This window comes from Actinoplanes sp. NPDC051861, assembly GCF_040681145.1.
Classification (GTDB): Bacteria; Actinomycetota; Actinomycetes; order Mycobacteriales; family Micromonosporaceae; genus Actinoplanes.
This window is the reverse complement of sequence record NZ_JBFAYE010000028.1, coordinates 67,000-85,567: the sequence shown is the minus strand read 5'-3', so window position 1 is coordinate 85,567 and position 18,568 is coordinate 67,000. Positions and strand designations below refer to the sequence as shown.

Below are 18,568 nucleotides of genomic sequence, written 5' to 3'. Positions count from 1 at the left end.
TAAAGCAATGTCAGTCTCGGTGAACAGCCGGCGAACCCGTTTACGCTCCGCCATCGCGGTGGTGCTGACGGTCCTCGTCGTGCTCCCGACGGCAGTCCTGTTCCTGCGTGTCCTTGACGACAACTCGGAACACCGGAGCAACACGGAGCTGGAGCGGGTGGGCGTCGAGTATCTCGGTGCCCTCAGCCCACTGGTCAGCGCGCTCGCCGAGTACCAGGCCGCCCACCTGCAGGGCGTCGCGGCGGAGCCGGCCTCGGTGACCGCCGCGGTCGCCCGCGTGCAGGACGCCGACGGCCGCCTCGGTGAGGAACTCGGCACCACCACGCGGTGGACCGGCCTGCGCGAGAAGATCGCCGGCCTCACCAAGGTCACCGGCACCGCGGAGCAGATCTACGAGGCTCACGTCGAGGTCTCCGACCTGACGCTCGAGCTGTTCGGCGCGGTGCGGGAGAACTCGACGCTCAACCGCGACGAGGAGAACGACATCTGGTACCTGCAGGAGGCGGTCTCGGTCCTGATGCCTGAGGCGGTCACCCGGGTCAGCCGGATGGGCGACCGGGCGAACATGACCGCCGGCGCCAAGGCCCGGCAGCGGCCGGCCCTGCAGACGCAGTTCGGCTACGAGCTCCTCGCCGTCCAGGACGCCGGCGACGACCTGACCGACACCCTGCAGGACGCCGCCAACGACACCACCAGCTCGTCGCTCAGCGGCAACCTGGTGACCAACCTCGACGCGTTCCGGCGCGGTATCGAGGCGGCCAACCGTGGCGCCAACTTCGGCGGCGCGCCGAACGTCTCCGCCCTGGTGACCGCGCAGAGCACCCTGCAGACCGCGCTGCGCGCGCTGTCCGGCGTCGTGCTCACCGAGATGGACGGCCTGCTCAAGGAGCGGATCGACGATCTGAACTACCGCCGGGCCGAGGCCTGGGCGCTGCTCGCCGTCGCGATCGCGCTGATCCTGGTCGCGACGTACTGGACGCGGGTCCGCTCGGTGCAGGTCCGTGACTCGTTCGGCGACATCGACAGCGCCCGCGAGGTCTCCGTCAAGATCGACGGCCCGGCCCAGCCGAACCCGTACGGCAACAGCAACCCGTACGACCAGATGCCCGCCTACGGCGAGATCCCCAACTACGGCGGCAGCGCTACGCGGCAGGAGCGTTCCGGTGCTCTTCGGTAAGTTCCGCATCCTGGGCAAACTGGCTCTGTTGGTGCTCGTACCGCTTCTTGGCGTCGTGGGCCTGAGCGTGCCGGTCATCTTCGAGCGCGTCGACGCCGCCCGTGTCGCCCAGGACACCTCCGACACCGTCCAGATGGCCACCCAGGTGAGCTCGGCCCTGATCGAGCTCCAGGAGGAACGGCTGCTCTCGGTCGGCTTCCTGCTCGGCCTGGTTAAACGGCCCACCCTGGTCGTGCAGAGCGCCGAGGCCGCCGAGGCGGTCGCCGAGCTGTCCGACCTGGACCTCGACCTTCCCGAGGACCTGCGCCGGGCGATCAGCCGCGCCAACACGCTCGCCAGCACCCGGCAGAACGTGCTGAACGGTGCGATCCAGCCGCCCGCGGTGGTCGAGGACTTCACCGGCGTCATCACGCCGCTCATCGACGGCCTCGGCCTGTCGGTGAGCGCCGACCTGACGACCGGCGTCGGCCGCCAGGTCTACGCCCTCGACCGCGCCATGCGCTCCGACGACCTGATCAGCCAGGCGACCTGTTACCTGGCCGCCGCGGCGGTGATCTCCAAGACCCCGCAGGGCGCGGCGGGCGCGGGCCTGCTGCTCAGCGCGTTCAACGCGACGTTCAGCCAGATCCAGTCGCTGATCACGACCTCACAGGTCTACTTCACCGACGGCCAGTACAAGCTGTACATCAACACGCAGGACGCGTTCGTCTTCCGTGTCGGCACGCGGTTCCAGGCCCAGCTCGCCACGGACCCGAACGCGGCACTGCAGTCGCTGGACATCCGGACGCTGTTCCCGTCGCTGCAGTCGGTGACGGTCCTCGGTAGCTTCGTCGAGAAGCGCGTGGCCCAGGACGTGGACATCACGGTGAACAGCAACCGGGAGAGCGCCATCCGTCAGGCGCTGCTCATCGGTGGCGGCTCGTTCCTGCTGCTGATCCTGGTGATCACGCTCAGCATCTTCATGGCGCGCGCGGTCGCCCGGCCGCTGCGCCGTCTGACCGTCTCCGCCGACCGCATCGCCCGCGCCGCCGAGGCCGAGCTCGAGCGCGTGGCCGACGACGAGCAGGAAGCCCAGGTCCGGCCGATTCGACTCGACCCCGTCGACGTCGAGGCCCAGGACGAGATCGGTGACCTGGCCCGCGCGTTCGACCGCGTGCAGACCACCGCCGCCCGGCTGGTGGAACGCCAGGTGCTCGGCCGCCGTAACGTCGCCCAGATGTTCGGCCACGTCGGCCGGCGTACACAGAACCTGGTCGGCCGCCAGCTGTCCCTGATCGACGGCCTGGAGCGCCGCGAGACCGACAGCGACCGCCTCCGCGAGCTCTACCGCCTGGACCACATGTCCAGCCGTCTCCGCCGGAACGCGTCCGCGCTGGTCGTGCTCTCCGGTGCCGCCGGTGCGAACGAGCACATGGCCCCGCTGCCGCTCTCCGACGTCGTTCGTCTCGCCCTCGGTGAGATCGAGGACTACACCCGTGTTCAGGTGGACATCCCCGAGGACATCGTCGTGGTGCCGGCCGTCCTGGCCGACCTCACGCTGCTCCTCGCGGAGCTGCTGGAGAACTCCACGTCGTTCTCCCCGCCGCACACCAACGTCACGGTCACCGCCGACGAGCTGCGCGGCGGCGCCCGCCTCGCGATCATCGACCACGGCCTGGGCCTCGCGCCCGAGCGTCTGGCCGAGGAGAACGCGCGACTGACCCGCCGTGAGCGCCTGGACCTGGCGCCCACCGAGGTGCTCGGTCTCTTCGTGGTCGGCCGGCTCGCCCGCCGGCACGGCATCGAGGTCACCCTGACCGACACCCCCGACGGCGGTCTGACCGCCTGGGTCGACCTCAACGCGTCGCACCTGATCGCCCGCGTGGAGAACCTCGCGGTGGCACCGGCGCCGGGTTACCCCTCGGCGGTGCCGTCCCCCGGCATCCCGCCGCACCTGCAGGTTCCGGAGATGGCACCGGCCTGGTCCGGCGCTCTGCGCGGCAACACCACCGAGGTCGCGATCACCAGTGCCGGGGTCCGCTCGGTGCCGGGCAGCCAGCAGCCGTTCGACCCGAACGTGCTGAGCCGGGCCACGCAGACCCTCGAGGCGACGAGCTCGTGGAACGCGTTCGGCCCGTCGGCAGCGCCCTCCGGAGCACCGGCTCTGGATCAGGCCCCGGACCCGTACGCGGGACAGCCCGTCTACGACGCCGAGCCGGTCTACTCGCCCGGTGTGGCGTACCAGGAGCCGGCCGCGCCGCTCTACCCGCACGCCGGTTCGTACACCGAGCCCGTGGTCGCCTACGACATGGGCACGCCGGTCGCCGGCCGTGTACCGGCCGCTCTGCCGGAGCTGCCGTCCGCGCCGTCGGCCGGCCCCAGCTGGAACAACGAGCCGGTCCAGGCCTCCTGGAACACCCCCGCAGTGGAGGCCCCGATGGCGTCCGCCATCCCGCCGGAGGCCGCGGCGATCCCGCAGCAGCGCACCGGTGACGACTACGGCTACCCGCCGGAGGCGGCACCCGCGCAGCGTCCCGGCAACGCCGCTCCGCTGCGGCGCCGGGTTCCGGGCAGCCAGCTGCCGGCCGAGGCCGGTCCGCAGCAGCACGCCACGACGCCGTCGCAGGACGACGCGCTCGCGGCCAGGGCCGCGTTCGACGCCTTCGAGGCCGGCGTCAGCCGTGCACACGACACCAGCGTGTCGATGCCGGCGCCCGCCACCACGGAGTGGAACACACCGGCCCCGCAGGCCACGTGGAACACCCCGGCCCCGGCCCCGGTGGCACAGCCGGAATGGAACACCCCGGCCCCGGTGGCTCAGCCCGAGTGGAACACCCCCGCTCCGGCCGCCACCCCCCAGTGGAGCGAGGCGGCACCGCCCGCACGGCCGGCGTCGTCCGGCGGCTCCCCGCTGACCCGTCGCGTCCCCGGCGCAACCCTGCCGCGCGACGAGCCGAACCGCCCGACACCGCCGCCGGCCCCGGCCCAGCTGGATCCGGATGCCGCACGAGCCCTGATGGATCAGTTCGAGTACGGAGTCGCACTCGCTCTGAATGAAAGTCAGCCACAACACGAGGGACAACCGCGATGACTTCCCCCTACTCCACCGCGCAAAGTCAGCTCAGCGCCGAAGCCAAGACCTTCAACTGGCTGCTGGACTCGTTTACCTCCGGTACAGCGGGCGTGATCGAAGCCATTGCGGTATCCTCCGACGGTCTCCTGATGGCGATGTCGGCCATCAAGGACAGGCCCAACGCCGAGCGCCTCGCAGCGGTCGTCTCGGGCCTGACCAGCCTGGCCGGTGGTGCGGCCAGCTGGTACCGGCTGGGCGCCCTCAACCGGGTCATCATCGACATGGCTGACGGCTATCTGCTGGTCACCGCGATCAGCGCCGGCTCGGTTCTCGGCGTCATCGCGGACCGCACCGCGAACCTCGGCACGCTCGCGTACGAGATGACGCTCTTCGCCACGCGGGCCGGCGGCGCACTGAGCCCCCGCCTGATCGCTGAGCTGAAGAACGCCGTCCAGCAATGACATACCCGGACCCCGACGACCCTGTTCCTCCGGCGCGTCCCGGAGTCCGGCCCTTCCTGCAATCCGGTCCGCAGCACTCGACCGGCGGCTACACCCCCACCGGGGAGCACCCGCCGGTCGAGGCGTCGACCAACAGTCTGCGCCCGTTCGTCATCACGTCCGGGCGGACCGATGGAGGCGACCCCGACATCGGTATGGAAACTCAGGTGACGGTGGTGCCCGGTGCGCCCCCGTCGCGGTTGTCTCCGGAAACCAGGGCGATCGTGGCCCTCTGCGAAGAGAGCCCGATCTCGGTCGCCGAGATCTCCGCTCGGTTGCGCCTCCATCTGGGGGTGTGCCGAATCCTCGTCGGCGACCTGCGTGCCGCCGGCCAACTGGATGTCCACGTGCTGGACAACGACACACCTGACCCCGAGACCATCATGCGAGTGATCCGTGGACTTCGATCCATCAACTGACCGCCGCGTCGTCGGTACCGCACGGGTGCCGGGCGGGGCGCCCAAGAAGGCACCGGTCCCGGTCAAGATCATCGTGGCCGGCGGCTTCGGAGTCGGCAAGACCACGACGGTCGGTGCCATCTCCGAGATCGCGCCTCTCACCACCGAGGCCGAGATGACCTCGGAGTCGGTCGGCATCGACGATCCCGGTCAGGCGACCATGAAGACCGGCACCACCGTCGCGATGGACTTCGGCGTTCTCACCATCGATCAGACGCTCAAGCTCTACATCTTCGGCACGCCCGGCCAGACCCGGTTCGCCTTCATGTGGGACGACCTGGTCAAGGGTGCCCTCGGTGCCCTGGTTGTGGTAGATACCAACCGAATAGACGACTGCTATCCGGCTGTCGACTACTTCGAGCGCGCAGGCCTGCCCTTCGTGGTGGGCGTGAACACGTTCAACGGACAGCTGAGCTACAACCTCGACGAGGTGCGCTGGGCTCTCGCGGTCCGTGAAGACGTACCGGTCATCTCGTTCGACGCCCGCTTCCGCGGGTCCGTGCGGGATGCCCTTCTGGTCGTCCTCGACCAGGCACTCGACAAGGCGATCCGGATGAAGTCGTCGTAGGGTGTCGCATCGGGTCGCCCGGTGACGGTTTCAAATCCGCTCTGCTGAGTGCAAAGTGGGAGTACCGGGCGACCGCGTGAAGAATGAGGACGGTGGACGTGCGAGGCGGACTGGACGACGCGCTCGACAAGCTCGCCCGGCGGGACGAGCTGAGGCGCCGCGCCACCGGCGAGACCCCCGGCACTCCGCCGGCGGTGACCGAACTGGTCGAGGCGATCGCGGGCGTGATCTCCCGCAACCCGAACCTGAGCGTCACGGTCGGCGTCGAGGGCGCCGGTGAGCCCACCCTGCTGCATTTTGCTTTCGCCGACGGTGTCGTGCAGGTCAGCGCCGACCACTCGGTCGCCGCCCGTGCCACCGAAGCCGCTCCCCGGCACGCCGACTTCGAGATCGACATCGACGATCAGACCGAAGAGCCGCCGGCCGAGCCGCCCCGCGCGAGCCTCGACGACCAGGACCGGTTCGGCCCGACGGACTTCGCCTACACCGAGCCGCCGACCGCCGAGCGCCCCTATGTCACGCCCACCTCTCCGGCGGGTGGCTACCAGGAGTTCGCCACCCCGCCCAACGGGCAGCCCGTCTACGGCTATCAGGCGGAGAGCGCGGCCGAGGAGGTGGGCACGCATCCGTTCGCGGCGCCGCCTCCGCCGCCGGTTCCGCCACAGACCCAGCATGCGTACGCGTCCGCGCCGCCACCGCAGCCACATCCGTACGCCGCGACCCCGCCGCCACCGGCGTACTCGGATCCACCCATGTCCGGCGTGCCGTATTCGGCCCCGCACGCCGAGCCGGCCGCCCCGCCGTACTCGGCGCCGCACATCGAGCCCGCCTCGGTGCACCCGTCCGCGCCCGGCTTCCCGGAGCCTCCGGCGCCCTCGTCCGGCTTCCCGGAGCCGCTCGCGCAGCCGATCCCCCTTCAGGTGGAGCGCCCCGAGGAGACCGAGATGGCCGCTCGCCGCCTGGCCGCCATGCTGCGCGACGACCCCACGTTGCTCGACGACCCCCACCACCAGTAACCGGTCCGTCCCGCCGGCCCCGCCACGCGCGAGGCCGGCTTTTTCGTGCCCGCCTCAACACTCTGCGTAGTCGTGCGATCACGACGCGTCTAGTTACTCTCCGCAGTCAATTGAGCGCCTAGAGAGATCTCGGCTTACCGCCGCGAAACGGGCGAATCGCGTCCGGTTTCGCCGGCTCAGAGCGGTCTGAGATGTCTGGGTTCGCCCGTTTGGCCAGGATCGCTCTCCGTTCCGCCCACCGCTCTTGAGTCACGCTGGGTAGCTCCTTAATGTCCTATTACGTCCAAGAGCGCGGCCCCCCTCGCTCGCGGAAAATCACGAAAAGTGACTAGGGCGAGGAGGAACCGATGACAGCGTCGGACAGCTGGCTCGTCGCGATCGCGGGCTACTCCGTGCTGCTGGCCTGGCCCCTCTCCACGGTGATCCTGGTGTGGTTCGCGGTCCGGTACCACGGCACGCACCGCGCGTCGGTCGTCAACCGCGCGGTGGCCGGTGGCGACGCCCGGCCACAGCACTTCTGGATCATCGTCCCGGCGCTCAACGAGGAAGCCGTCGTCGCCAACACGGTCAACTCGGCGCTGAACCTGCGCGGCCCGGCCGGCACCCTGGCCCGGGTCCTCGTGGTGGACGACGGCTCCGACGACCGGACGCCCGAGGTCCTCGCGGCGATCGACCACCCGCGCCTGCACATCATGCGCCGCGACCTTCCCGAGGCACGGCAGGGCAAGGGCGAGGCGCTCAACGCCGCGTACCGCTACATCAGCGAGCGCACCGCCGAGTCCGGGATCAGCCCGGAGCGCGTGGTGCTCGGCATCATCGACGGCGACGGCCAGGGCAGCGAGAACATCCTGGTGGAGGTCTCCCGCCTCACCCGCGACGCCCGCGTCGGCGCGGTGCAGGTGCAGGTACGCATCCGCAACCGCAACAAGCTCCTCGGCGCCGTGCAGGACCTGGAGTTCGGCGCGATCGTCGACGCCTGCCAGAACATGCGCGACGCCCTGGACACCGTCGGGCTCGGCGGCAACGGGCAGTTCAGCCGCCTCTCCACGCTGCAGACGCTCGGCTCGGCGCCGTGGTCCAGCTGCCTCGTCGAGGACCTGGAACTCGGACTGCGGATGCACCTGGGCGGCGTGGCGATCCGCTACACCTCCCGCTCCTCGGTCACCCAGCAGGCGGTCGTCGACGTACGGCGGCTCACCCGGCAGCGGACCCGCTGGGCGCAGGGCAACATGCAGTGCGCCCGCTACCTCGGCCGGCTCTTCTCCTCACCGCGGATCGCCCGGACCGCGCTGGTCGAGATGCTTCACTACCTGCTCTCCCCGTGGGCCAACGCGATGGTCACGGTCCTGCTCGCGGCGATGACGCTCGCCGGCGCCGCCGGGCTGCTGATCGGGCACCCGGTCCCGTTCCTGCCGACCTGGGCCGCGCTGGCCGAGAGCGCCGCCGTCTGGATCGCGGTCACCACGTTCCCCGGCCTGCTCTGGGCCCTGGTGCACCGGCACAAGCGCGGCGACGAGGGCATGCCCCGCATGTTGACGGCCGCGCTCGCGTACCCCGCCTTTTTGATCCTCGGTCTTGCCGCCACCTACCGCGCGCTGGGCCGGCAGGCGAGCGGCCGCCAGGCCTGGGCCAAGACCGAACGCCTCGCCGAGGAACCCCTCCTCGAAGCCCTCCCCGCCTGATCCCGCAGGCGTCACCACCCCCACCCACCCCCGAAGAAAAGGCTCCCCCATGCTTCGCGAAGTTCACCTCATCGGCGGCACCCGACCGGAAGCCGTCAAGCTCGCCCCCGTCGCCATCGCCATGCGCGAGGCCGGCCTGCTCGAGCCGGTGCTGCTCGCCAGCGGCCAGCACCCGGCCATGGTCACCCAGGCCCTCGCCGCCTTCGGCCTCAGCCCGGACATCACGCTGACCGTCGAGCGCGAGACCGGCGGCCAGGCCGAGCTGCTCACCGCGATGATCCGCGAGCTCGACGAGCTCTGGTCGGTGCGCACCCCGGCCGCCGTGATCGTGCAGGGCGACACCACCACCAGCCTGGCCGGCGCGCTCGCCGCGTTCTGGCGGCGCATCCCGGTCGTGCACCTGGAGGCCGGGCTGCGCTCCGGAGACCTGGAGTCGCCGTTCCCGGAGGAGGGCAACCGCCGTCTCGTCGCCCAGGTCGCCGCGCTGCACCTGGCGCCGACACCGCTGGCCGCGATGAACCTGCTCGACGAGAAGATCAACCCGGCCGACGTGCTGATCACCGGGAACACCGTTGTCGACGCGACGCTCGCGGTGGCCGGACGGAAGCTGCCGTTCGAGAACCCGCTTCTGACCGGCCGTGACTTTGCGAACAGCCGGCTGGTCCTGGTCACCGCGCACCGGCGGGAGTCCTGGGGTGAGCCGCTCGACCGGATCCTGACCGCGGTCAAGGACCTGATCGCGCGGTACCCGGACATCGAGGTCGTGCTGCCGAGCCACCCGAACCCGGCGGTCCGCGAGCAGGTCGACACCGCGCTCGCCGGCGTGGAGCGGGTGACGGTCACCGACCCGCTGCCCTACCCGGACCTGGCCCGGCTGCTGTCCGAGGCGTACCTGGTGCTCACCGACTCGGGCGGGATCCAGGAGGAGGCGCCGTCGTTCGGCGTACCGGCGCTGGTGCTGCGGGACGTCACCGAGCGCGTCGAGTCGCTGCACGCCGGCTGCGCCAAGCTGGTCGGCTCGGACACCGAGCGGATCGTCACCGAGGCGTCCGCGCTGCTCGACAGCCGGGTGCGGCGGGACGCGATGACCGCCAACGGCAACCCGTACGGCGACGGGCTCGCCGCCCGCCGCACCGCACAGGCGACCGCGGCCCTGCTCGGCCTCGCCTCGTTCCCCGACGCCATGCCCGTCGCCCCGAACACCGCCCTCACGTCTGGAGCCGTTGCCTGATGCGTACCGCGAAGCTCACCCGCCGTACCGTTCTCGCCGTCAGCGCCGCGGGCGCGGCGGTGACCGCCGTCGGGCTGACGGCGATGGAGGCGGACGCCGCCAGCAACACGACTGTCAACGCCACCGCCGTGAAGACCGGCAAGGGCGCGCCCGGTGCCGGCAGCGCGAAGGCCCTGGTCCTCTACGACACCACCAGCGAGTACGGCTGGCTCGGCGAGGTGTACGCCACCCAGACGGCGCACCTGGCCTCGCACTTCGGCACGTGGACCGCGGCGCCGGTGGCCGGGTACAAGGCCGGCGACCTGAACGCGTACACCGCGGTGATCTACCTCGGTTCCACGTACGACGAGCCGCTGCCGGCCGCGTTCCTCACCGACGTGATGGCCACCAGCAAGCCGGTGATCTGGGTCTACGACAACATCTGGCAGCTCGCGGCGAAGGACGGCTTCACCGCGAAGTACGGCTTCGCCAGCGGCACGTTCGACCTGGCCGACGTGGCCGAGGTCGGCTACAAGGGCCGCAAGCTGACCCGCAGCGCCGACAACAAGGCCGGCATCATGAACCTGCCGGTCAGCGACACCGCGAAGGTCACCTCGCTGGCCGACGCGATCCGCGCCGACGGCAGCAGGTTCCCGTGGGCGGTGCGGTCCGGCAACCTCACCTACGTCGGTGAGATCCCGTTCTCGTACGTCGGGCACGACGACCGCTACCTGATCTTCGCGGACCTGCTCTTCGACGCCCTGGCGAGCAACACCCCGGAGCGGCACCGCGCGCTGATCCGCCTCGAGGACGTCGGCCCCGACGCCGACCCGGACCAGCTCAAGGCCATCGCCGACTACCTGTACGCCGAGAAGGTCCCGTTCAGCGTCGCCGTGTACCCGCGGTACCGCGACCCGAAGGGCGTCGACAACGGCGGCAAGGCGGAGGACTACACGCTGCTCAACAAGCCGAAGGTGGTGGCCGCCCTCAAGTACATGCAGGCCCGGGGCGGCACGCTGATCATGCACGGCTACACACACCAGTTCAACGCGGTGGCGAACCCGTACGACGGCAAGAGCGGCAACGACTTCGAGTTCTACTCGGCGCACGTCGACTCCCGCGACTACGTGATCTACGACGGCCCGGTGCCCGGCGACTCCGTCGCGTACGCCACCGGCCGGATGGTCTCCTCCGGCGCGCTGTTCCTGGCCGCCGGCCTGGGCGCCCCGAAGATCTTCGAGTTCCCGCACTACGCCGCCAGCCCGGCCGACTACCAGGCCGCGCACACCCTGTTCGGCAAGCGGTACGAGCGGGGCCTCTACTTCCCCGGCGTGCTGACCGGCGGCAAGTACGACTACACCCGCCAGTTCGGGCAGTTCTTCCCGTACACGGTGCGGGACGTGTACGGCTCGGCCGTCGTACCCGAGAACATCGGCAACGTCGAGCCCGAGGCGTTCAACAACCACCCGGTCCGCCTCCCCGCCGACCTGGTCGCCTCCGCCGAGCGCAACCTGGTCGTCCGCGACGGTGTGGCCAGCTGCTTCTACCACCCGTACCTGGGCACCGACCACCTCAAGGACCTGGTGACGGGTATCAAGGGCGCCGGCTACACCTTTGTCAGCGCCGACTCGATGCTGAACGGCTGAGACTCTGTGGACGTAGTGGATTTCTGGGTCCGGTCCTGGACCGCCGACGACGTGCCCGCGGCGCGCAAGCTGCTCACCGCGGACGTCGAGACCGAGTGGAACCTCGACGCCCCCGTGGACGACGAGGAGCTCCTCCAGGTCCTGCACCGGATAGCAGCCTTCGCGGACGGCGTCACGGTGGCGGCCCGAACCGACGCGGTCGACGGCGCGGCCCTGGTGTACGACCTGGCGGCGCCGTTCGGCACGGCCCGCCTGGTCGAGTTCCTGGCCGTCGAGCAGAACCAGATCAGCGAGGTCCGCCACGTCTACGACGTGACCGCGATCGACCGCTACTTCCCGGGCCTCTACGACAACTAGGCCGCCGGAAAGGCACGATCCAGGAGGGCGAACAGCGCTGCCCAGTGGCGCTTTTCGCCCTCTTCGTGGTACATCGCGGTGTCCGCCATCGTGAACCCGTGCGGCGCGCCCACGTACACCTCCGACGTGTACGTCACCCCGGCCGCGTCGAACGCCGCCTCCAGCGCCGCGATGTTCTCCGGCGTCATCGAGCCGTCGTTGTCGGCGTGACCGAAGTAGACCTCGCCGGTCAGCGCGCCGGCCCCCAGATGCGGGCTGTCCGGCTGGTCGGTGACGACGCCGCCGGCGTGGAAGCTGGCGAGCACGGCCACCCGCTCCGGCAGCGCGGACGCCGCGATCAGCGCGTTGCGGCCGCCCATGCAGTAGCCGAACAGGCCCGCCGGCCCGGCCGCGACGCCGTCCTGCGCGGCGAGGAAGTCAAGGTAGGCGGCGGTGTCGGCGACGACGCCGTGAGCCAGCGGGCCCATCATCGGCGCGAGCCGGCCGAAAGCAGCGGAGCGCCGGTCGGCGTCGGTCAGGTCGGCCGCCTCGACGAGCGGGCTTCGGGCGTCGCGGTAGAACAGGTTGGGCAGCAGCACGGCGTATCCGCGCTCGGCGACCCGGTCGGCCATCTCCCGCAGCCGGGGGCGAATGCCGAAGACATCCATGAACATCACCAGGCCGGGGAACGGTCCGGGGCCGTCCGGCTTGACGAAGTACGCGTCCGCACTGCCGTCCGCCGCCGGGACGTCGATCTCGTTGCGCTGCATTCCCGCACCTCCTGCACCATTCGTCTAGATCATCGGGACCGTAACATCAGGGGGATTGGATCTCCGCCGGAAAGTCGTATCCTGTGGCGCATGGCCACCCGGCTACGCGCGGATGCCCGACGGAACCGAGCCGCCCTTCTCGAGGCCGCTCGTGAAGTCTTCGCGGAACACGGCCTGGACGCGTCGCTGGACGAGATCGCCCGCCGGGCCGGAGTCGGCAACGCCACGCTGTATCGCCGGTTCCCCAGCCGCCGGCACCTGATCGCCGAGGTCTTCGCCAGTCACATGACCTCCGCGGTGCGCCTCGCCGAACAGGCCCTGGAACACCCCGACCCGTGGGCGGCGTTCGTCGGCTACCTCACCCGGGTCTGCGAACTTCAGGCGACCGACCGCGGACTCGCGGAGCTGCTGGTCACGACCGCTTTCGACGATGACGAGCGGCTCGCCGTACTGCGCGCCACCGCACAGCAGCGTGCCGTCGACGTGCTCGCCCGCGCGCAGCGCGCCGGCCGCCTCCGGTCCGATTTCACCCGGCAGGACCTGGCTCTGCTGATGATGGCGAACGCCGGGGTGGCACAGCACTCCCGCGACCCGATGGCCTGGCGCAGACAACTCGCCCTGGTTCTGGGCGGCCTCGCCACACGTTGAGGTTTACGGGTTCCGTCAATGGGTATGACAGGCCCCGAACGAGCGCGGCTTCGGGAGCCCCCACCCGGAGCCGCGTTTGTACTCTCCCGGTGTCAGGCGAACCCGCGGCCGGTCTCGGCGAGCGCGCGCCGGGCCACGTCCAGATAGGACGCGTCGGCCGGATGCTCCAGCCACACCGTCAACGACACCCGCAGCGTTGCCAGGAACGTCGCGGCGATGAGCTTTGCGCGTACCTCTGAAGGGTCTTGATCCATCCGGGCCGCGACCTCCTCGCCCAGCTCGTGCTCCATCGTCGCGAAGGTCTGTGCCTGCGCCGCGGCAAGCGACGGATGCCGGCGCAGCAGGCGCGTCTGCGAGATCCACTCCGGATTGAGATCACCGAGCTGGCCGTAGAACTCGATCGCCGCCGCGCTGAGCGCGGCCCAGGGAGCCTCGCCCGCCGGGCGAGCCCGGACCTTTTCGATCAGCAGGCCGGTCCGTGCGCGGTCGCCGTGGAAGAGTGCCTCCTCCTTGTTGGCGAAATAATTCGAGAACGTACGCCGTGAGACGCCGGCCTCGTCGGCGATGGCCTCGACCGTGATCCGCTCCGGCCCGTGCTCCATCGCCAGCCGGACAGCTGCCTCGTAGAGGGCCTGGCGGGTCGCCGCCTTCTTCCGCTCACGGAGGCCCGTCTCGATGCTCATGACCTGAGGATACTGACGTGTGATTCAGTTCCCACTGCGCAAACTTGCGCACTGGGCAACTTAGGCAGATAGTTGTATGCAGCAAGCATCACTGGGGAGGCGGTCATGCAGGAACACCCGCTCGTGGCGGCGATGCACGAGGTGCTCAAGGCCATCCGCCTGCTCAAACAGAACCGCGTGGGTCAGCCGGCCACGGTGCCGGTCGGCTCGGTCGGCGTCCTCGCCGCCATCCACAACCGGGGACGCGCCGGGCCCTGCCACGTCAAGGACCTCGCCGCCGAGCACGCGCTCGACCCCTCCACGATCAGCCGCACGGTCGCCGCTCTGGTCCGTGCCGGACTGGTCACACGCTCGGCCGACCCGGACGACGGGCGGGCCAGCACCCTTCATCTCACCGATCGAGGCCGCTCGGTGCTCGACAGCGTGCAGCAGCAGTACCAGGACCGGCTCACCGACGCGCTCCGCCACTGGAGCCCCGACGAGATCGCCGAGTTCACCGCGGCGCTGCACCGCTTCGCCCGCGACCTGATCGACCAGGAAAACCACACGCTCAGCTTGGAGGCCGCGCGATGAGCGCCCCGACCGAAACCCGCGCCGCCGAACCCGGCGCGATGACACACCGCGAGATCCTCGAGGCGCTCTCCGGCCTCCTGCTCGTGCTCTTCGCGGCGATGGCGAGCTCCACCATCGTCTCCACCGCGCTCCCGAAGATCATCGGATCGCTCAACGGCAGCCAGACCCAGTACACCTGGGTGGTCACGGCGACCCTGCTGACGGCCACCGCCACCACCCCGATCTGGGGCAAGCTCTCCGACCTCTACAGCAAGAAGCTGCTGGTCCAGCTCTCCATCGTGATCTTCGTGATCGGGTCGCTCGCGGCCGGCTTCACGCAGAGCACCGAGCAGCTCATCGCCGCACGGGCGTTCCAGGGCCTCGGCATGGGCGGCGTGCAGGCGCTGGTCCAGGTCGCGATCGCCGCGATGATCCCGCCGCGGGAGCGCGGGCGGTACAACGGGTACCTCGGTGGCGTGATGGCTCTGGCCACCGTCGGCGGCCCGCTGCTCGGCGGACTCATCGTCGACACGTCCTGGCTGGGCTGGCGCTGGTGCTTCTTCATCGGCGCGCCGCTCGCCGTGATCGCCCTGATCGTCCTGCAGAAGACCCTGCACCTGCCGGTCATCCGCCGGGACAACGTGAAGATCGACTATGTCGGCGCCACCCTGATCGCCGCCGGTGTCAGCATCATCCTGGTCTGGATCTCCTTCGTCGACGACGCGTTCGCCTGGATCTCCTGGCAGAGCATCGCGATGGTCGGTTCCGGCGCGGTGCTCCTGGCACTAGCCGTCTGGGTCGAGTCCCGGGTCGCCGAGCCGGTGGTTCCGCTGCCGATCGTCCGGGAGCGCACCACGGCGCTGGCCATCATCGGCAGCCTCGCGGTCGGCATGGCGATGTTCGGCGGCGCGGTCTTCCTGGGTCAGTACTTCCAGATCGGCCGCGGTTACAGCCCGACCGAGGCCGGCCTGCTGACCATCCCGATGATGGCGGGCGTCCTCGTCTCGTCCACCGTCGCCGGCCGCATGATCACCAAGAGCGGGCGAATCAAACCGTACGTGGTGGCGGGCACGATCGTGCTGGTCGCCGGCTTCGCCGGGCTCTCGTTCCTCGACCACGACACCCCGCTCTGGTACGTCGGCCTCGCGATGGCAGCGGTCGGTGTCGGTGTCGGCCTCTCGATGCAGAACCTGGTGCTCGCGGTGCAGAACACCGTGGCGCTCAAGGACATCGGCGCGGCCAGCTCGACGATCGCGTTCTTCCGGTCGCTCGGTGGCACGATCGGCGTCTCGGTGCTCGGCGCGGTGCTGGCCCGGCGGGTCACCGACCAGATCACCCACGACCTGACGGCGGCCGGTTACCCGGCATCCGGCAGCGGCGGAAGCAGCAGCCTGAACCTCGGCGCCCTGCCGGACGCCGTGCAGCACATCGTCCGCAACGCGTACGGCGACGCCACCGGTCACATCTTCCTGATCTCGATGGGCATCGCGGTGGTCGGCGTGATCGCGGCGATCGCGATGAAGCCGGCGAAGCTGCGCAGCACGGTCGACCTGGCTCCCCTCAAGGAGCCCGCGTTCGCCGAATAGACCTTGCTCCTCCTCCACGGCGCCCGGATCTCCTTGTGGGATCCGGGCGCCGCTTTTCTCATCTCCGGGTCTGCGGTGACGATGCTTCGGCCGGGCAACCGGAGAGGAGAACCGTGTTGGACGGGCTGGCAACCGACGCCGAGAGGCTTTCGGCCGCACTCCTCGCGATCGAGGACGAACGGTCCTGGAACGCGGAGGCCGAACTCACACGTTCCCTCGAGATCGAGCGTGCCGCACTCGCCCTCGGCGACGGCCTGCTGGTCACCCGGGCGCAACTGTGCCAGGCCAACATGCGGCTGCGCTCCGGTGACGTGTCCGGCGCGGCGGCGCAGATCTGGCAGGTGCACCAGTGGGCGGTCAGCCACGACGAGCGGCTGCTGCTGGCGCGGACGCACCTGGTCTGGTCGAACATCCACCAGCATCTGAGCGACGCCGAGCAGGCCCTGGAGCACGCGGTGCTGGCGGTCGAACTGCTCGACGAGGACTCGACCACGCACATGCACATCTGGCACCGCACCAAGCTCGCCGACGCGCTCTGGGCGGCCGGCTCGATGGACGCGGCCCGGATCCGGTACCGCCAGGCCGAGCAACTGGCCGTCGAGTCCGGTTCGCCGGCGCTGCTCTGCCTGCTCAACAACTACGCGTACACCGAGTTCGACACCGGCAACCAGAAGCGCGCCGAGGAGGTGGCGGAGCGCCTGCAGGTCCTCGCGGACGAGCGAGGTGAGCTGCTCGAGCCCGCGTACCTGGACACCATCGGCTGGATCCAGATCGGCAACGAGAGGTACGAGGACGCGGAGCGGACCATGCAGGTCTGCATCGACCGGTACGCCGACGGCCGGTACGACAACGCCGACGCCATGCCGATGTACCTGCTCACGCTCGCGCGGGCGCAGCGCGGGCTTGGCGCGTACCGGCAGGCGCAGGCAAGCCTCGACGCGTCGCGGATCCTCTGCCTCGAGCGCGACCTCGGCGACCTGATGGTTCGGGTGCACGAGGAGCAGGCCGAGCTGCACGCGGCACAGGGTGACTTCGCGGGCGCGTTCGCTGTGCACAAGGTGTTCTTCGGCGCGTACCAGACTCGGCACTCGGTGCAGCGGGAGGCGCGGACGCGTACCCGTCAGGCGATGTTCGAGACCGCTGAGGCCCGGCAGGAGGCCGAGCGCTTCCGCGAGCAGGCCCGCCGCGACCAGCTCACCGGGCTGCACAACCGGCGGTACGTCGACGAGCGCCTGCCCGGCCTGATCCAGTCCGACCCGAAGCTGACCGTCGCCCTGGTCGACCTCGACCACTTCAAGCAGGTCAACGACCGGCTCTCGCACAACGTCGGCGACCAGGTGCTGGTGCAGGTCGCCGACCTGCTCGCCCGGGAGCTCTCGATGGCCTGCCCGGACGGTTTCGTGGCCCGCCTGGGCGGCGAGGAGTTCCTCGTCGTCCTGCCCGACACCTCGGTCACCGGCGCCGCTGTCCTGCTCGACCACGTTCGCCGGGTCGTCCGCGGCCACGACTGGAAGCCACTCACCTGCGGTCTCCCGGTCACCGTGAGCATCGGAGTCGCCGGCGTCGCCGAGGTGCCCGACGCGACACAGCCGGCCCTACTGTCCACTGCGGACAGTCGCCTGTACGCTGCCAAGCACGCCGGACGTGATCGCGTCGTGTCAGCCGCGGATCACCACGGTGGCCGTCGTGGGTACGCCCAGCACGCCGAGGCCGCCTGACGACACCCCAGTGTTGCCAGATTCGGTCGCCGTGGCTTAAGCCGGTCGATAGTTCCGGCTAGTCTGGACGGGCCGGCGAAGATCGGCAGCGTGAGGAGGCGGTTCCGTGGTGCAGGGCGGCAATGAGGTGGCACCCCCGGGCGTGAACATCAACGTGCCTCACTCGGCCCGCATCTACGACTACTGGCTGGGCGGCAAGGACAACTTCGCCGTCGATCGCGCGGTCGGCGAGGCGATGATGCAGGCCATTCCCGGCATGCGCTACATGGCCGGGGAGAACCGCAAGTTCGTCCACCGGGTGGCCCGTGACCTGGTCGCCGGAGAGGGCATCCGCCAGTTCCTGGACATCGGAACCGGCATCCCGACCCGGCCCAACCTGCACGAGGTCGCGCAGAAACTCGCCCCGGAGACCCGCGTGGTCTATGTGGACAACGACCCGATCGTGCTGGTCCACGCCCGGGCGCTGATGCTCAGCCACCCCGAGGGCCGCAGTGAGTACATCTCGGCCGACCTGCGCGACCCGTCGTCGATCGTGCGCGACCGGGCACTGCTCGACACGCTCGACCTGACCAAGCCGGTCGGGCTCACGCTGATCGCGATCCTCATGCTCCTCGCCGACCAGGACGACCCCTGGGGCAAGGTCGCCGAGCTGCGCGACGCCCTGCCGTCCGGCAGCTGCCTGGCGATCACGCACCCGACCGCGGACTTCAACCCCACCGAGGTGGACGCTGCGGTGGAGGCCGCCACGGGTGCGGGGATGACGCTGGTCGCCCGCTCCGAGGATCAGGTCCGCGAATTCTTCGGTGATTGGGATTGGCTCGAGCCGGGCCTGGTGCCGGTCTCCAGCTGGCGCCCGGACGACCCGAACGTCGATCCGAAGGCGGCTTATTACTGGGCCGGCGTGGCGCGCAAGCCCTGACCCGCTGCTCACCCCGCTGACTGCGGCAGAAGGCCCCGCCGGTTGCC

Annotated in this window: 17 protein-coding genes; 15 read left to right on the top strand and 2 right to left on the bottom strand. The window is 70.3% G+C overall.

Annotated elements, in window-relative coordinates:
* The first annotated feature begins 7 nt into the window (after window positions 1–7).
* The 10 genes from AB0M02_RS42130 to AB0M02_RS42085 all read left to right on the top strand — a co-directional run bounded on the left by AB0M02_RS42130 (window position 8) and on the right by AB0M02_RS42085 (window position 11,666).
* Window positions 8–1,177 (top strand): hypothetical protein, encoded by a 1,170-nt coding sequence (locus AB0M02_RS42130; protein WP_364238050.1) that lies wholly within the window; start codon window positions 8–10, stop codon window positions 1,175–1,177.
* The gene (locus AB0M02_RS42125) at window positions 1,164–4,247 is read left to right on the top strand and encodes a nitrate- and nitrite sensing domain-containing protein (protein WP_364238048.1); all 3,084 of its coding nucleotides are present in this window, start codon (window positions 1,164–1,166) and stop codon (window positions 4,245–4,247) included. Before AB0M02_RS42130 ends, AB0M02_RS42125 begins: the two co-directional genes overlap by 14 nt.
* A complete protein-coding gene (locus tag AB0M02_RS42120; protein ID WP_364238046.1) occupies window positions 4,244–4,690 on the top strand; it encodes a roadblock/LC7 domain-containing protein in 447 nt (148 codons plus the stop codon). Before AB0M02_RS42125 ends, AB0M02_RS42120 begins: the two co-directional genes overlap by 4 nt.
* On the top strand, window positions 4,687–5,148 hold the full coding sequence (locus AB0M02_RS42115; protein WP_364238044.1) for a DUF742 domain-containing protein: 462 nt from the start codon (window positions 4,687–4,689) through the stop codon (window positions 5,146–5,148). The genes AB0M02_RS42120 and AB0M02_RS42115 overlap by 4 nt, the downstream gene beginning before the upstream one ends.
* Entirely contained in the window at window positions 5,126–5,755 is a 630-nt protein-coding gene (locus AB0M02_RS42110; protein WP_364238042.1) for an ATP/GTP-binding protein, read from the top strand. Before AB0M02_RS42115 ends, AB0M02_RS42110 begins: the two co-directional genes overlap by 23 nt.
* A 92-nt stretch (window positions 5,756–5,847) precedes the next feature.
* On the top strand, window positions 5,848–6,771 hold the full coding sequence (locus AB0M02_RS42105; protein ID WP_364238040.1) for a hypothetical protein: 924 nt from the start codon (window positions 5,848–5,850) through the stop codon (window positions 6,769–6,771).
* A 347-nt stretch (window positions 6,772–7,118) separates the two neighbouring features.
* The gene (locus AB0M02_RS42100; protein ID WP_364238038.1) at window positions 7,119–8,453 is read left to right on the top strand and encodes a glycosyltransferase family 2 protein; all 1,335 of its coding nucleotides are present in this window, start codon (window positions 7,119–7,121) and stop codon (window positions 8,451–8,453) included.
* A 49-nt stretch (window positions 8,454–8,502) separates the two neighbouring features.
* Window positions 8,503–9,684, top strand: coding sequence for a UDP-N-acetylglucosamine 2-epimerase (non-hydrolyzing) (wecB, locus tag AB0M02_RS42095; RefSeq protein ID WP_364238036.1), 1,182 nt, complete (start codon window positions 8,503–8,505; stop codon window positions 9,682–9,684).
* Window positions 9,684–11,309 (top strand): polysaccharide deacetylase family protein, encoded by a 1,626-nt coding sequence (locus AB0M02_RS42090; protein ID WP_364238034.1) that lies wholly within the window; start codon window positions 9,684–9,686, stop codon window positions 11,307–11,309. Before wecB ends, AB0M02_RS42090 begins: the two co-directional genes overlap by 1 nt.
* 6 nt (window positions 11,310–11,315) lie before the next feature.
* Window positions 11,316–11,666: a hypothetical protein gene (locus tag AB0M02_RS42085; RefSeq protein WP_364238032.1), complete on the top strand. Its 351-nt coding sequence runs from the start codon at window positions 11,316–11,318 to the stop codon at window positions 11,664–11,666.
* Here the strand turns inward: AB0M02_RS42085 and AB0M02_RS42080 are convergent.
* The gene (locus AB0M02_RS42080) at window positions 11,663–12,415 is read right to left on the bottom strand and encodes a dienelactone hydrolase family protein (RefSeq protein ID WP_364238030.1); all 753 of its coding nucleotides are present in this window, start codon (window positions 12,413–12,415) and stop codon (window positions 11,663–11,665) included. The two genes, AB0M02_RS42085 and AB0M02_RS42080, sit on opposite strands and share 4 nt — an antisense overlap.
* Before the next feature lie 90 nt (window positions 12,416–12,505).
* On the opposite strand from AB0M02_RS42080, the gene AB0M02_RS42075 reads away from it, so the two are divergent.
* Window positions 12,506–13,063 carry a helix-turn-helix domain-containing protein gene (locus AB0M02_RS42075; RefSeq protein WP_364238028.1) on the top strand — a complete coding sequence of 186 codons (558 nt, stop codon included), beginning with the start codon at window positions 12,506–12,508 and terminating at the stop codon, window positions 13,061–13,063.
* Window positions 13,064–13,155: 92 nt separating this feature from the next.
* Here AB0M02_RS42075 and AB0M02_RS42070 read toward each other — a convergent pair whose 3' ends face one another.
* Window positions 13,156–13,746: a TetR family transcriptional regulator gene (locus AB0M02_RS42070; protein WP_364238026.1), complete on the bottom strand. Its 591-nt coding sequence runs from the start codon at window positions 13,744–13,746 to the stop codon at window positions 13,156–13,158.
* Between the two features lie 105 nt (window positions 13,747–13,851).
* On the opposite strand from AB0M02_RS42070, the gene AB0M02_RS42065 reads away from it, so the two are divergent.
* The 4 genes from AB0M02_RS42065 to AB0M02_RS42050 all read left to right on the top strand — a co-directional run bounded on the left by AB0M02_RS42065 (window position 13,852) and on the right by AB0M02_RS42050 (window position 18,521).
* Window positions 13,852–14,319, top strand: a complete 468-nt coding sequence (locus tag AB0M02_RS42065; RefSeq protein ID WP_364238024.1) for a MarR family transcriptional regulator — start codon at window positions 13,852–13,854, stop codon at window positions 14,317–14,319.
* Window positions 14,316–15,884: an MDR family MFS transporter gene (locus AB0M02_RS42060; protein ID WP_364238022.1), complete on the top strand. Its 1,569-nt coding sequence runs from the start codon at window positions 14,316–14,318 to the stop codon at window positions 15,882–15,884. Before AB0M02_RS42065 ends, AB0M02_RS42060 begins: the two co-directional genes overlap by 4 nt.
* 113 nt (window positions 15,885–15,997) lie before the next feature.
* Window positions 15,998–17,602, top strand: a complete 1,605-nt coding sequence (locus tag AB0M02_RS42055) for a diguanylate cyclase (protein ID WP_364238020.1) — start codon at window positions 15,998–16,000, stop codon at window positions 17,600–17,602.
* A gap of 106 nt (window positions 17,603–17,708) precedes the next feature.
* Window positions 17,709–18,521 carry an SAM-dependent methyltransferase gene (locus AB0M02_RS42050; protein ID WP_364238019.1) on the top strand — a complete coding sequence of 271 codons (813 nt, stop codon included), beginning with the start codon at window positions 17,709–17,711 and terminating at the stop codon, window positions 18,519–18,521.
* Window positions 18,522–18,568: the final 47 nt, after the last annotated feature.

What these genes read in the sequence shown, in the direction of transcription:
- AB0M02_RS42130 (WP_364238050.1), top strand. Translation starts at nt 8, where the DNA reads ATGTCAGTCTCGGTGAACAGCCGGCGAACCCGTTTACGCTCCGCCATC.
- AB0M02_RS42120 (WP_364238046.1), top strand. Translation starts at nt 4,244, where the DNA reads ATGACTTCCCCCTACTCCACCGCGCAAAGTCAGCTCAGCGCCGAAGCC.
- AB0M02_RS42115 (WP_364238044.1), top strand. Translation starts at nt 4,687, where the DNA reads ATGACATACCCGGACCCCGACGACCCTGTTCCTCCGGCGCGTCCCGGA.
- AB0M02_RS42100 (WP_364238038.1), top strand. Translation starts at nt 7,119, where the DNA reads ATGACAGCGTCGGACAGCTGGCTCGTCGCGATCGCGGGCTACTCCGTG.
- wecB (WP_364238036.1), top strand. Translation starts at nt 8,503, where the DNA reads ATGCTTCGCGAAGTTCACCTCATCGGCGGCACCCGACCGGAAGCCGTC.
- AB0M02_RS42090 (WP_364238034.1), top strand. Translation starts at nt 9,684, where the DNA reads ATGCGTACCGCGAAGCTCACCCGCCGTACCGTTCTCGCCGTCAGCGCC.
- AB0M02_RS42080 (WP_364238030.1), bottom strand. Translation starts at nt 12,415, where the DNA reads ATGCAGCGCAACGAGATCGACGTCCCGGCGGCGGACGGCAGTGCGGAC.
- AB0M02_RS42075 (WP_364238028.1), top strand. Translation starts at nt 12,506, where the DNA reads ATGGCCACCCGGCTACGCGCGGATGCCCGACGGAACCGAGCCGCCCTT.
- AB0M02_RS42070 (WP_364238026.1), bottom strand. Translation starts at nt 13,746, where the DNA reads ATGAGCATCGAGACGGGCCTCCGTGAGCGGAAGAAGGCGGCGACCCGC.
- AB0M02_RS42065 (WP_364238024.1), top strand. Translation starts at nt 13,852, where the DNA reads ATGCAGGAACACCCGCTCGTGGCGGCGATGCACGAGGTGCTCAAGGCC.
- AB0M02_RS42060 (WP_364238022.1), top strand. Translation starts at nt 14,316, where the DNA reads ATGAGCGCCCCGACCGAAACCCGCGCCGCCGAACCCGGCGCGATGACA.